General features: G+C 70.5%; 14 protein-coding genes. 6 read left to right on the forward strand and 8 right to left on the reverse strand.

The window, feature by feature from the left end:
- Positions 1 to 168: 168 nt before the first annotated feature.
- From ABD908_RS04620 to ABD908_RS04630, 3 genes are read left to right on the forward strand one after another with little or no spacing between them, the layout of a single operon-like run.
- The gene (locus ABD908_RS04620; protein ID WP_344991540.1) at positions 169 to 1,257 is read left to right on the forward strand and encodes a Re/Si-specific NAD(P)(+) transhydrogenase subunit alpha; all 1,089 of its coding nucleotides are present in this window, start codon (positions 169 to 171) and stop codon (positions 1,255 to 1,257) included.
- Positions 1,258 to 1,259: 2 nt separating this feature from the next.
- The gene (locus ABD908_RS04625) at positions 1,260 to 1,613 is read left to right on the forward strand and encodes an NAD(P) transhydrogenase subunit alpha part 2 (RefSeq protein ID WP_344991543.1); all 354 of its coding nucleotides are present in this window, start codon (positions 1,260 to 1,262) and stop codon (positions 1,611 to 1,613) included.
- Positions 1,610 to 3,079: an NAD(P)(+) transhydrogenase (Re/Si-specific) subunit beta gene (locus ABD908_RS04630; RefSeq protein WP_344991545.1), complete on the forward strand. Its 1,470-nt coding sequence runs from the start codon at positions 1,610 to 1,612 to the stop codon at positions 3,077 to 3,079. The genes ABD908_RS04625 and ABD908_RS04630 overlap by 4 nt, the downstream gene beginning before the upstream one ends.
- A 132-nt stretch (positions 3,080 to 3,211) precedes the next feature.
- Here ABD908_RS04630 and ABD908_RS04635 read toward each other — a convergent pair whose 3' ends face one another.
- From ABD908_RS04635 to ABD908_RS04650, 4 genes are all read right to left on the reverse strand, one after another.
- A complete protein-coding gene (locus ABD908_RS04635; protein ID WP_344991549.1) occupies positions 3,212 to 3,760 on the reverse strand; it encodes a hypothetical protein in 549 nt (182 codons plus the stop codon).
- 35 nt (positions 3,761 to 3,795) lie between these two features.
- Positions 3,796 to 4,452: an NAD(P)H-binding protein gene (locus ABD908_RS04640; RefSeq protein WP_344991553.1), complete on the reverse strand. Its 657-nt coding sequence runs from the start codon at positions 4,450 to 4,452 to the stop codon at positions 3,796 to 3,798.
- Positions 4,453 to 4,599: 147 nt separating this feature from the next.
- A complete protein-coding gene (locus tag ABD908_RS04645; protein ID WP_344991556.1) occupies positions 4,600 to 5,490 on the reverse strand; it encodes a DUF559 domain-containing protein in 891 nt (296 codons plus the stop codon).
- A gap of 41 nt (positions 5,491 to 5,531) precedes the next feature.
- A complete protein-coding gene (locus tag ABD908_RS04650; protein ID WP_344991559.1) occupies positions 5,532 to 6,146 on the reverse strand; it encodes a LysE/ArgO family amino acid transporter in 615 nt (204 codons plus the stop codon).
- A 69-nt stretch (positions 6,147 to 6,215) separates the two neighbouring features.
- Between ABD908_RS04650 and ABD908_RS04655 the strand changes: the two genes are divergently transcribed.
- From ABD908_RS04655 to ABD908_RS04665, 3 genes are read left to right on the forward strand one after another with little or no spacing between them, the layout of a single operon-like run.
- Positions 6,216 to 7,088, forward strand: coding sequence for a LysR family transcriptional regulator ArgP (locus ABD908_RS04655; protein WP_344991562.1), 873 nt, complete (start codon positions 6,216 to 6,218; stop codon positions 7,086 to 7,088).
- A gap of 9 nt (positions 7,089 to 7,097) precedes the next feature.
- Positions 7,098 to 7,526 carry a TIGR03668 family PPOX class F420-dependent oxidoreductase gene (locus ABD908_RS04660; protein WP_344991565.1) on the forward strand — a complete coding sequence of 143 codons (429 nt, stop codon included), beginning with the start codon at positions 7,098 to 7,100 and terminating at the stop codon, positions 7,524 to 7,526.
- A gap of 10 nt (positions 7,527 to 7,536) precedes the next feature.
- Positions 7,537 to 8,280, forward strand: coding sequence for a dienelactone hydrolase family protein (locus ABD908_RS04665; protein ID WP_344991568.1), 744 nt, complete (start codon positions 7,537 to 7,539; stop codon positions 8,278 to 8,280).
- A gap of 4 nt (positions 8,281 to 8,284) precedes the next feature.
- Here ABD908_RS04665 and ABD908_RS04670 read toward each other — a convergent pair whose 3' ends face one another.
- The 4 genes from ABD908_RS04670 to ABD908_RS04685 all read right to left on the reverse strand — a co-directional run bounded on the left by ABD908_RS04670 (position 8,285) and on the right by ABD908_RS04685 (position 12,522).
- Positions 8,285 to 9,145 (reverse strand): P1 family peptidase, encoded by an 861-nt coding sequence (locus ABD908_RS04670; protein WP_344991571.1) that lies wholly within the window; start codon positions 9,143 to 9,145, stop codon positions 8,285 to 8,287.
- A gap of 9 nt (positions 9,146 to 9,154) precedes the next feature.
- Positions 9,155 to 9,541, reverse strand: coding sequence for a DUF5313 family protein (locus ABD908_RS04675; RefSeq protein ID WP_344991574.1), 387 nt, complete (start codon positions 9,539 to 9,541; stop codon positions 9,155 to 9,157).
- On the reverse strand, positions 9,538 to 10,020 hold the full coding sequence (locus tag ABD908_RS04680) for a MarR family winged helix-turn-helix transcriptional regulator (protein ID WP_344991577.1): 483 nt from the start codon (positions 10,018 to 10,020) through the stop codon (positions 9,538 to 9,540). Before ABD908_RS04680 ends, ABD908_RS04675 begins: the two co-directional genes overlap by 4 nt.
- Before the next feature lie 87 nt (positions 10,021 to 10,107).
- Positions 10,108 to 12,522, reverse strand: coding sequence for an ATP-dependent DNA ligase (locus ABD908_RS04685; protein WP_344991580.1), 2,415 nt, complete (start codon positions 12,520 to 12,522; stop codon positions 10,108 to 10,110).
- Positions 12,523 to 12,562: the final 40 nt, after the last annotated feature.

Below are 12,562 nucleotides of genomic sequence, written 5' to 3' on the forward strand. Positions count from 1 at the left end.
CTTTCTCCCACTGATTCGAAGGTGGGGCCGACTTCTGCGCCGCTGCCGCGACGCACCGGTGACCCCGGACGCGCGCGTCCGAATCCTGCGGTATCTCGCGGGTTCCTCGGTGTGGCAGTGGTGATGCTACGGCCCCGGGTGGAACGCGACATAAGGAAATCACAAGACATGAATGTCGGTGTGGTGCGTGAGACCACCGAGGGGGAGCGTCGAGTCGCGCTCGTCCCCAAGGTGGTCTCCGCTCTCGAGACCAAGGGCGTCGAGGTGGTGGTCGAGTCCGGAGCCGGGCTCGGTGCACTCATCCCCGATGCGCTGTACGTGGAAGCGGGCGCGACGCTCGGCGATCCGTGGCGGGCGGACGTGGTGGTCAAGGTCGCCCCGCCGACCGACGCCGAGATCGCCCGGCTGCGCGCCGGGCAGACGCTGATCGGCTTCCTCAACCCACGAAACCAGGAGAACCAGATCCCGGCGCTCAAGGCGGCCGGGGTGCAGGCCTTCGCCGTCGAGGCGATCCCGCGCATCTCGCGTGCGCAGGCGATGGACGCGCTGAGCTCGCAGGCCAACGTCTCCGGGTACAAGTCCGTGCTGCTCGCGGCCGAGAAGGCGACCCGCTTCTTCCCGATGCTCACCACCGCGGCCGGCACCGTCAAGCCGGCGACGGTGCTGGTGCTCGGCGTGGGCGTCGCCGGCCTGCAGGCCCTCGCCACGGCGAAGCGCCTCGGCGGCCGGACCACCGGCTACGACGTGCGGCCGGAGGTCGCGGAACAGGTGCGCTCCGTCGGCGGGCAGTGGCTGGATCTGGGCATCGACGCGGCGGGTGAGGGCGGGTACGCCCGCGAACTCACTGCGGAGGAGCGGGTCGCGCAACAGCAGGCGCTCGAGGATGCCATCAAGGGTTTCGACGTCGTCATCACGACGGCGCTCGTGCCCGGCCGGCCCGCCCCGCGCCTGGTGACCGCGGCCGCGGTCGAGGGCATGAAGCCCGGCTCGGTCGTCGTCGACCTCGCCGGCGAGACGGGCGGCAACTGCGAGCTCACCGAGCCGGGGCGGACCGTCGTCCGCCACGATGTGACCATCACGTCGCCGCTGAACCTGCCGGCCGACATGCCCGAGCACTCGTCGGAGCTGTACGCCAAGAACATCCAGAACCTGCTCGAGCTGATGCTCGTCCGCAGCGACGCCGGCGAGGCGAGCTTCGCCCCCGACTTCTCCGACGAGATCCTCGCCGCCTCGTGCGTGACCCGAGAGGAGGGCTAGACGTGTATACGGATCTGCTCGCCGATATCGCGATCGTGGTGCTGGCCGGCTTCGTCGGTTTCGCCGTGATCTCCAAGGTGCCCAACACACTGCACACGCCGCTGATGTCGGGCACCAACGCCATCCACGGCATCGTGGTCCTGGGTGCGCTGGTCGTGCTCGGGAAGCTGCCCTCGGGCTCGCCCTGGTACGTATACGTCATTGCGTTCATCGCGCTGGTCTTCGGCACGCTCAACGTGATCGGCGGATTCGCGGTGACCGACCGCATGCTCAGCATGTTCAAGGGCAAGAAGGCACCCTCGGGGGGAACCCCCCCGAGCACCCCCCGAACCGCTGGTAAGGAGGTCGCCAAGTGAGCTACGCAGTCGACATCCTCTACATCGCGGCGTTCGCGCTGTTCATCTACGGACTCTCGGGTCTGACCGGCCCCAAGACGGCCGTCCGCGGCAACTGGATCGCCGCCACCGGGATGGGCATCGCGGTGGTCGCGACTCTCCTGTCGGTGTGGAACGGGTGGCACGAGAAGGGGCAGTCGGCGCCGGTCATCAACTGGATCCTCATCGCGGTCGGCCTGATCGTCGGTGTCGCGCTGGGTATTCCGCCCGCGTTGAAGACCAAGATGACCGCGATGCCGCAGCTGGTCGCCATGTTCAACGGCGTGGGCGGCGGCACCGTCGCACTGATCGCGTGGGTCGAGTTCATCGAGTCCAAGGGCTTCACCCACGTCGACACCGACCCTGGTCAGCCCGATGTGCACATCATCGTGGGTTCGCTGTTCGCCGCCATCATCGGCTCGGTCTCGTTCTGGGGCTCGCTGGTCGCGTTCGCGAAGCTGCAGGAGATCCTGAACAAGAAGGTCGAGAAGGCGTTCGTGAAGAACGCCAAGCTGTTCCAGCTCGCGAACATCGTGCTGATGATCGTGTGCATCGCGGTCGCGATCTACATCGGCGTCAGCTCGTCGAACACCGCGCCGACCTCGATGATCTGGATCGTGCTGCTCCTGGTCGCCGCGGGCATCATGGGGCTCTTCGTCGTGTTCCCGATCGGCGGCGCGGACATGCCCGTCGTGATCTCGCTGCTCAACGCGATGACCGGCCTGTCCGCCGCGGCCGCCGGCCTCGCGCTGAACAACACTGCGATGATCGTCGCGGGCATGATCGTCGGCGCGTCCGGCACCATCCTGACCAACCTCATGGCCAAGGCCATGAACCGCTCGATCCCCGCGATCATCTTCGGCGCCTTCGGTTCCGGCGGAGAGGCCGGCGCGGCTGGGCCCGGCGGTGACCAGGGGCCCGTCAAGGCGACGTCGGCCTCCGATGCCGCGATCCAGATGGCCTACGCCAACCAGGTGATCGTCGTCCCGGGCTACGGCCTCGCGGTCGCGCAGGCGCAGCACGCGGTCAAGGACATGGCGTCGATCCTCGAGAGCAAGGGCGTCCCGGTGAAGTACGCGATCCACCCGGTCGCCGGCCGTATGCCCGGGCACATGAACGTGCTGCTGGCGGAGGCCGACGTCGCGTACGACGCCATGAAGGAGATGGACGACATCAACGACGAGTTCTCTCGCACGGATGTCACCATCGTCATCGGCGCCAACGACGTGACCAACCCCGCGGCGCGCAACGACCCGAGCTCGCCTATTCACGGCATGCCGATCCTCAACGTGGACCAGAGCAAGTCGGTGATCGTGCTCAAGCGCGGCATGAGCTCCGGCTACGCGGGCATCGAGAACCCGCTGTTCTTCCAGCCGACCACCTCGATGCTGTTCGGCGACGCGAAGAAGTCGGTCGACTCGGTGATCGAGGAGCTCAAGCAGCTCTGATCCGCGACCGCGAGAGCCCGGTACCGCCTCGGCGGTGCCGGGCTCCGTCGTCTTCGACCCCGTGCGCCTCCGTCGTCTTCGACCCTGTGCGCCTCCGTCGTCTCCAACATGTGCACCCTTTCGTCGGGCGCGTCAATCGGTGTGGGCTTCGCGGAAACGTTCGATCTCCGGCTCGAGCTCATCCCACCCCGGACGCACCAGCGTGGTGAGGCCGATCGAGGTCTTCGCCTTCACATAGCTCGCCGCGACCCCGCGCATCGATCGCGGGGTCGCGGGGTCGAGTGCGTCCAGCCGTGGCCCGGGGCGCATCTCGAATCGGACGGAGGTCCCGATCTGCGAGCCCTTCGCCCGAATGGGTCGCGTGGTCACGCGCGCCACCTCGTCCCAGCGCCAGAACCGCAGGTCGGGGTCTCGGATCCGCCACAGCGTCACCCCCTCGGCAGTGACCGACGCGATCGTGGTGCGCACGATCATCCTGGTCACCACGGTCACGACGGCAGCCAAGAGGAACAGCCCGAGCGCCACCCCCAGCGACGCGAAGACGATGGTCCCCACGTCCCCGTCGGCGCCCGACAGTATCGCGCCGCAGCCGAGGACGAACCCGAGCCCGATCACCAGATTGACGGCCGCGAGCCACCAGCCGGACGGAGTCGGCTGCGACGAGATGTCGATCTGTTCCATGCGCCCGATTGTCGACGCGGCTGCCTGGCGTTCGGTTACAGCCGGGCGAGGGCGTCGGCGATGGGCACGTCCCCGTCGGTGAACGGGACGTCCTTCTCGATGGTCGTCGGATCGCGCAGGACCGCCGCGGCGACCTCTGCGACGTTGGCGCGGGACGTGCCGCGGTTGTCCGGGGAGCGCGCCGCGGTCGGATCGATCGCGCCCGTCGCGGGGTCGAGCGTGAGCCGCCCCGGCATGAGGATCGTCCAATCCAGGGTGGACGCCCGGAGCGCGGTGTCCGCCGCGGCCTTGGCCTCCGCGTAGGCGAAGAACGAGTCGCCGGAGGGCACACCGTGATCGGGTCCGGCGCCGAGATAGGACACCATCACGTACCGCCGAACGCCTGCCGCCGCGGTGGCCCGGATCGAGCGGATCGCCGAGTCCCGGTCGACCGCGTACGTCCGGGCCGCGTCGCCGCCGCCCGCACCGGCGGAGAAGACCACCGCGTCACTGCCCACGATCGCGTCGGTCAGCTGTTGTTCGGTGGCGTTCTCGACATCGAACACCACCGGGGTGGCGCCGGTCGCTGCGACGTCGGCGGCGTGGTCGGGATTGCGGAACAGGCTGATCACCGCGTCGCCGCGTGCGGACAGCAACTCCGCGAGCAGCATCGCGATCTTGCCGTGTCCACCGATGATCGTCACCTTCGCCATGCGCACCACCGTACGCCCGCGCGCCCCGCGATCCGGTCGGTCATCCGCGGGCGCCGGAAGAGGCCGCCGGTCGTGGTCGGAAACTCCCGTCGGGCGGGAGTTTCCGACCATTGCCGGCGCGTCATCCGGCCACCGGCGGGCGAGCCCTCATGCGGCTGCTCCGAGGGCCGCCACGACCTGATCGACGGCGTCCTCGGGCGCCTGATCGAGTGCGTGCCAACCGAACCGGAGCAGCCGCCAGCCCGCCAGCATCAGTCGGTTCTGCTTGCGGGCGTCGGCAGCGGCGCGGTCCGCTGTGCGGTGGAACGCCCACCCGTCGATCTCTACCGCCAACCGATCGGAGGGGAACGCGAAGTCGATAGGGGTGTGGCCGAACGGGTACTGCTGTACCCATCCGGTGATCCGGTGGCGCCGCAGGAGTAGGGCGAATCGCCGTTCCGCCTCCGACTCGGTGTCGGTGCCCGCCACGGCAACCAAGCGGCGTGCCCGTGCTATCCCGTGCCGTCCGGCGTTCCGTTCCAGAGCCCGTTCCAGGGTCTGGATCGTCACCGTGCCCTCCTGCAGCGCGCGGTCCATGATCCGGCTTCCCGCGGCCGCGGCCGCGGACGCCTCGGCGACCGTCAGCGGTGCCGCCGTGACCGCGATCCCGCGAACCGTCGTCAGATCGGCGTCCAGCAGCGAGCGACGTTGTACGCCGAACCGGATCGCCGAGCGCACCCGGCACCGACGAGCGGGCGGAACGGTGACCGTGACGATGTCCGGGAGCTCGTCGACGACTCCGTGCCACCACGCCGCCGAGAGCCCGTCGGCGACCCCGCCCGCGATGACCGTCGCCGCCCGCAGCCGAGCGGCCTCCGTCAGCGGATGCGCGGTCGAGAGGAACACGCCGCCACCCAGCGGCTGCCAGATCTTCGCGGCTTTACGGCGGGCGATCGAGGACGATGTCACCCCCAGCGACATGGCCTCGCCGCGCGTGATGATTCCGTCGTTGGCGGCCAGGTGCCGCGCCAGCCTCTCCTCGGTGGTGAATCCCCCCATACCAATTGGACGTACCGGCGTGGGCTACGGTTCCGGATCCGTCATCTCCCCAGGGGCATAGTGGCCAGCCGCACCGCGAGCAGCAGGATCGTCACCGCGATGACGCCGTTGATCAGCCGCCAGGCGCCGGGCCTGCGCAATACGCCGGCGAGCCGTCCGGCTCCGAACCCGAGCGCGGTGAACCACAGCAGGCTGCTCAGGGCTGCTCCAGCCCCGAACCACCACCGGTACGCGCCGTACCGGGTCGCCGCGGTCCCCAGCAGCAGCACAGTGTCCAGGTACACGTGCGGGTTGAGCCACGTCAGCGCGAGCGCGGTACCCACCGCCGCGGCCGGCCCGGCGGCGCCGCGCACCGCCGCCGGCTCCAGCGTTCCGGCCCGCGTGGCGGACCACGCGGCGCGCAGCCCGTACCCGGTGAGCACCGCGACGCCGCCCCATTTCGCGAGGGCCGGCAGCATCGGCCGGTCGGCCACGACGGCACCGAGTCCCGCGACGCCGCAGGCGATCAGCACCACATCCGACGCGATGCACACCGCCACGATCGGCGCCACGTACCGGCGCAGCAGGCCCTGCTGGAGCAGGTAGGTGTTCTGCGCGCCGATGGCGACGATGAGCGACAGGCCGAGCGCGATCCCGGCGGCGAGTGAGGTGAGCACGCCTCGACGCTAGGGCCGTGACCGGATGAAGCCCAGCGAATGATTCTTCAGTAGCATTAGCCTGTCTTCATGCTGAACGGGGACTGGCTGCAGACACTCGCGGCGGTCGTGGACCACGGGACGTTCGAGGCGGCCGCTCGGCGGCTGACGGTGACGCCGTCGGCGGTGAGCCAGCGGATCCGCGCCCTCGAGCAGGCGGTCGGGCACGTGGTGGTGACCCGCGCCAACCCGTGCAGGCCCACCGAGCAGGGGGCGGTCCTACTCGGACTCGCGCGCGGGACGGCGGCGCTGGAGGCGGACGCGCTCGGGCGGCTCGCGGGCGGCGACGGCGAGGGTGCGGGCCGCGTCGCTCTCGACGTCGCCGTCAACGCGGATTCGCTCGCCACTTGGTTCACGGACGTGATCGCCGAGGTGGCCGGCGCGGGGCCGCGGCTGCGCCTGTACGTCGACGACGAGGGACACACCGCGGACCTGCTCCGCTCCGGCGCGGTGCTGGGTGCGATAACCGTCGATCCCGAACCGGTGCAGGGGTGTTCCGCCGAGTACCTGGGCGCGATGCGGTACGTTCCCGTGTGTACGGCCGAGTTCGCGCAGCGCTGGCGGCGGGGCGACCGCTGGCCGTGGCGGGAGATGCCCACGGTGCAGCTCGACGAGAAGGATCAACTGCAGAATCGAATCCTCCAGCGACACCGGGCGATCGGCGCACCGCCCGAGCACCGCATCCCCACCTCCGACGCCTTCACCCGAGCCGTCCGCGTGGGGCTCGGGTGGGGCAACGTACCCGTCGCGCACCTCGGCGACGACCTGGAGACCGGCCGCATGGTCCGCGTCGACCGCGATCTCACGGTGCGGCTGTACTGGCAGTCCTGGCGCCTACGCACCCGGGCCTCCGATCGGCTCACCGACGCGATCCACGCCGCCGCCGCGGAGCACCTGGAATAGGGTGCGGGAATGCGACTGAGCTCCGACGCGGCGCGCGCCCGGTTCGTTGCGGCTCGGGTGGCGCGGCTCGCCACCGTCGGCGCAGACGGGCGACCCCACCTCGTGCCCGTCACCTTCGCCGTCGACGGTGACGTGGTGGCGTTCGCCATCGACCACAAGCCCAAATCCACCACCGACCTGCGCCGCCTCCGGAACATCGCGGGGAACCCGGCGGTCTCGCTCCTGGTCGACGTGTACGACGACGACTGGGAACGGCTGTGGTGGGTGCGCGCAGACGGGCGGGCCGGACTCGCGGCGCCGGGCGAACGTGCCGAGGCGGTGGCGCGCCTCGCCGGGAAGTATCCGCAGTATCGCGAGCGCGTGCCCGATGGTGCCGTGGTGCTCACGCGGGTGACGGAGTGGCGGGGCTGGGCGGCGGCCTCCGGGGACACGGTGTAGGACTGAAGCCATGCCATGCACCGAGGTCACGATCCCCACGCCCGACGGCACCGCCTCCGCCACCCTGCACACCCCGGACGGGGCAGGTCCCTGGCCGGGTGTCATCGTCTACTTCGACGCCGCCGGTATCCGGGAGGCGTTCCAGCAGATGGCCGACCGGCTCGCGGGGCTGGGCTACGCCGTCCTTCTCCCCGACCTGTACTACCGCGCCGGCGAGTACGCGCCGTTCGACATGAAGACACTCTTCTCCACCCCGTCCGAGCGGGATCGGTTCCGCGCCTTCAGCTCTCAGCTGACCGCCGACGCGATCGCCGGTGACACAGGCGCCTACCTCGACTTCCTGGCCGGCCGCCCCGAGGTCGCCGCGGGCGGCGTCGGCGTGGTCGGGTACTGCATGGGCGGCCGACTCGCGATGATCGTCGCTGCGGCGCACCCGGACCGCATCGCGGCCGCGGCCTCGTTCCACGGCGGCCGGCTCGCCGACGAGGCCGATCCGGACAGCCCGCACCGCACCGTCGACAAGATCCACGCCACCGTACTCGTCGCCGCGGCGCAGGACGATCACTCGTTCCCGGCCGAGCAGTTCGAGCGGCTGGAGCAGGCGCTGACGGCCGCGGGGGTGTCGCACACCATCGATACCTATGCCGCCGCGCACGGTTTCGCGGTTCCCGACAACCGCTCCTACGACGAGGCGGCCGCCGAGCGTCACTGGGTCGAGCTGGCCGACCTCTACGCGCGCGCGCTCGGCGGCTGAGCGCTCAGGCGCGCGATCGGATGGCGTCGGTTACCGCGGCGATCGCCAGTGCGCGCACCAGGTCGATCTTCGCATCTACGAGACCGGTTGCGGCCGAAATGAATCCGTCTCCGTCGTACCGGGTGTGCGGGGGAGTGACCGCGCGTGCCAGGCCGTCGTGTGCGCCCTGCGCCAGCACCAGGCAGTCCACCTTGGACAGGCGCGCGTTGGTGATCACGATTCCGATCGTCGTGTTCTCCCGCGGTGACGCCGGGAACGGCTGCTCCCGGAACGCCGCGGCGATGTCCTCGGTCGGGACGCCGGCGCCGGTCTCGATGCCGCCGAACGCATTCACCGCGCACAGTGCTCCCACCACGACACCGCCGGCCCGCGCCTCGCGGTAGGCGAGGCCGCCGGGACGAGCTCTGGTCAGGCCCAGGTACTTGTCCACGGTGGCACCGGTCCCCGCCCCGATCAGGCCGTCGAGCTCGGCGTGCGCAGACGCGGAAGCGGCCGCCGTGTAACCGTTCTCGGCCGTCGGTCGCACCGAGGCGTCGCCCGTGGCGAGATCGAACAGGGCCAGGGTGGGGACGATGGGGACGCGGCCCGCCACCGTCTTCACCCCCGTGCCGGCCTCCTCCAGGTAGCGCATCACGCCGTCGGTCGCCGCGAGCCCGAACGCCGAGCCGCCGGTGAGGACGGCGGCGTTCACCGTGTCGACGGTGCGTTCGGGAGACAGCAGGTCGAACTCGCGCGAAGCCGGTGCACCGCCACGGATCTCACCGGATCCCACTGTGCCGTCCGGGAACAGGACCACGGTGCATCCGGTCTGTGCGACGGCGTCCGTGTAGTGGCCGATGCGGATCCCGGGGATCGACGCGCTCATGCCGCCACGCTACCCCGCGTGCGGATGCAACTGCTCGTAGGCGGCGCGGACGCGCTCCCTTCGCGCGAGTACACGCGGGTTCTCCAGGTTGGGGTCGAGGCCGCTGCGCTGCAGCCGCCGCGCCCGATTCTGCCGCATGTAGACGACGTTGTAGAACAGCACGACGAAGACCCCGAGCAGGACGGTGGCGCACCGCAGGCCGAGCGGCCCCGGGATCGCGAGCAGTATCGCGTACACGGGCACCAGCGCGAGCTGGCCGCGGATCAGGTGCCGGACCACCCAGGTGTCGCACGTGAGGGTGTGGCGTACCCACTCACGGTTGTGGTCCGGCAGCGCCGCGCCGTAGACGAAGGCGATGTAGCGCAACGGGTTCGGGGTATGGATCTCAGGCGTCACCGGTCTCCTCCAGGGGTGAGTGCGCCGGCCGCGACGGCCTTCGCGTTGATGTTGGTGAGTACCCGGTGCAGTTCCTCGAGCTCGTCGAGGGAGGCGCCGAGCCGTGCGACGACCGCGGGCGGGATGTCCAGCGCGCGCGTGCGCAGGTCGCGACCGGCGTCGGTGAGGTCGACGTCGATGCGGCGTTCGTCATCGGCCGAGCGCCCGCGGACGATGAGCCCGGACGTCTCCAGCCGCTTGAGCAGGGGGCTCAGTGTCGCCGAATCCAGTTGCAGCGCCTCGCCGATCGCCTTGACGGACATCGGCGTCGACCCCCACAGTGCGAGCATCACCAGGTACTGCGGGTGGGTCAGGCCCATCGGTGCCAGGATCGGCCGGTACACCGACAGCACGGCCCGGTTGGCGATGGCGAGCGCGAAGCAGACCTGCCGCTCCAGGGCGAGCGGGTCCTCGTTCTCGGTTGCGGTGTCCTTCGGCATGTCTCGACGCTAGCAGATGAATAGACCACTAATCAATAGTGCACTAACCATTAGCTCGCTATCGAGCGCTCGGAAGTTCGACGCTTGCTAGTCCCCGCCCTCCCACGGCAGGTCGTCAGCGCCGGGGACGTCGCCCGGCAGCAGGTCTCGTCGGAACCCTCTCCACGTCGGCTGACGTAGGTGGCCGCCCGCGCGGAGCGAGGAGTACCGCACGTCGCCCACCACTTTCGGCAGGACCCACACCACATCGCGGTACTCCGGGCCCGTGGGTGGTTCGACGAAGGGGCACAGGCGCATCCGTAGCGGCTCCAACTCCGCGGCGATATCGTCGAGGTCGCGGTCGGAGAATCCGGATCCCACGGAGCCCAGATACACCAGGCCCGTCTCGGTCGGGGCGCCGACCAGCACCGACCCGACGCCGCCGGCCCGGCCGCCACGCCCCGGCTTCCACCCACCGATCACCACCTGCAGGTCGCGCCAGTGCTTGTGTTTGAGCCACGACCGCGACCGCACGCCGGGCAGATACACCGACGAGCGCCGTTTCGCGACGACACCCTCCCAGCCCAGCTCCCGGCTGCGCTGGAGGGCGGCGATACCGTCGGGCGCGTCCACGAGCGGCGGCACCTCCGCACATCCGCTCGCCGCCAGCAGCGGCGCAAGCGATTCCAGGACCCGCCGGCGCACCGTCCAAGGTCGCCCGGTGAGGTCGACGCCGCCCGCGGCCAACACGTCGAACACGTAGAACCGCGCTCGCGTCCCGGTGCGCATCAGATGGAACGCGGGCACCCCGGCCTCGTCCAGCACTACGGCCTCTCCGTCGAGCACGGCCTCGGTGTCACCGAGAGCCGATGCAAGGGAGGAGAATCCGGGGAAGTCCGCGGTGCTCACCCGCCCCGAGCGGCTGCGCAGCGCGACCCTCCCGCCCACTACCGTCGCGATCACCCGGTAACCGTCCCACTTGCCCTCGAAGGCCCATTCGTCGGCGGTGAGAGCGCCGATGGGATCCTCGGTGGGCAGCATCGGGCCGCCACCCTCGGCGGGCTCGTCTGTGGCCGCCGCCCGCGGCGGCGTCGACGTCTTCCCGACCGCGCGTGTCGTCCCCGGCGTCATCAGGTGTGCCAGCCAGTTCTTCCCGCCCGTGCGGATCAGGACGTACCGGCCGCCGCGCAGGCGGTTCCCGTGCAGCGTCACGATCACCTCGTCGTCGCGCCACTTCTCCAGATCGAAAGTTCCTGTATCCCAGACCGATACCTCGCCGCCCCCGTACTCGCCGCGCGGTATGCTCCCTTCGAACCCGGCGTAGTCCATCGGGTGGTCCTCGGTCCGCACGGCGAGCCGGTTGGTACCGGGGTCGTCCGGCAGGTTCTTCGGCACCGCCCAGGACGCGAGCACACCGTCGTGCTCGAGCCGGAAGTCGTAGTGCACGCGGCCGGGCGAGCGGAGCGAGGGGGGTTTCGAACCGGTGTGGTGCTTCTGGATCACGAAGATCGGTGCGCCCGAGCTGGGTTCGCCGCCGAACGGCTCTGGGGTCTGGGCGGCGTCACGCTTGGCCCGGTACTCGTCCAGCCGCACGGGCGTAGGCGGTGCCGGGTCCGTTCGTTCCTCGCTGCGCCACATCCCCGCCAACAGATCGCCGTCCACCGCGACCCGCGCGCGGACCTCGTCGAACCGCAGCTGCCGCAGCCCACCCGCCGCCAGTTCGTCCCACGTCCGGGGCGCCGCCACCGTCGGATCCTCGCGTCCCCGAAGCGAATACGGTGACACCGTGGTCTTGCCCGGGTGGTTCTGCGACCAGTCCACCAGGATCCGCCCGCCGCGGACGTCCTTCGCCATGGTGGCGGTCACGGCGTCGGGCGTCTCGGCCTCGAGCTGCGCGGCGATGGCACGGGCCACCGTCCGCGCCCCGCGCGACGAGACCGGCGGTCGCAGCGGCGCGTACACGTGGATCCCCTTGGAGCCGCTGGTGACCGGGTACCCCGCCAGCCCCATGCCGGCGAGCAGTTCCCGGATCCGCAGCGCTAGCGCTGCGCAGTCGTCGAGGGTCACGTCCGGCCCGGGGTCGAGGTCCAGCACCAGCCGGTCCGCGTCGCCGGGCGCGAGCCCGAACGGGGCGTCCCCGTCGGGCACGTACCGCCACTGCGGCACGTGCAGTTCCAGCGCGGCCTGCTGCCCCAGCCACACCATCGCGGCCACGGAGTCGACGACCGGGTATATGGACTCTCCATCCGAATGGAACTGGGCCGCCCGCGTGATCCAGGCCGGCGCGTGGGCGGGGAGCCGCTTCTCGAAGAACGCGGTCCGATCCACCCCGTTGGGCCACCGCTTGCGGGTCAGTGGCCGGTCCGCGAGGTGTGGCAACGTGACCGGCGCGATCGCCTGGTAGTAGTCGATCACCTCGCCCTTCGTGGTGCCGGTCCGGGGGTACAGCACCTTGTCGAGATTGGTCAGCGGCACGGTGATACCGCCGACGTCGCGGTTCTCCCGATTCGGGTGTGCGGGCACGTTCGCATTATCACCCGCCCAGTCGGCGATCATCGCCCCT

The organism is Tsukamurella soli, from assembly GCF_039541155.1.
Classification (GTDB): domain Bacteria; phylum Actinomycetota; class Actinomycetes; order Mycobacteriales; family Mycobacteriaceae; genus Tsukamurella; species Tsukamurella soli.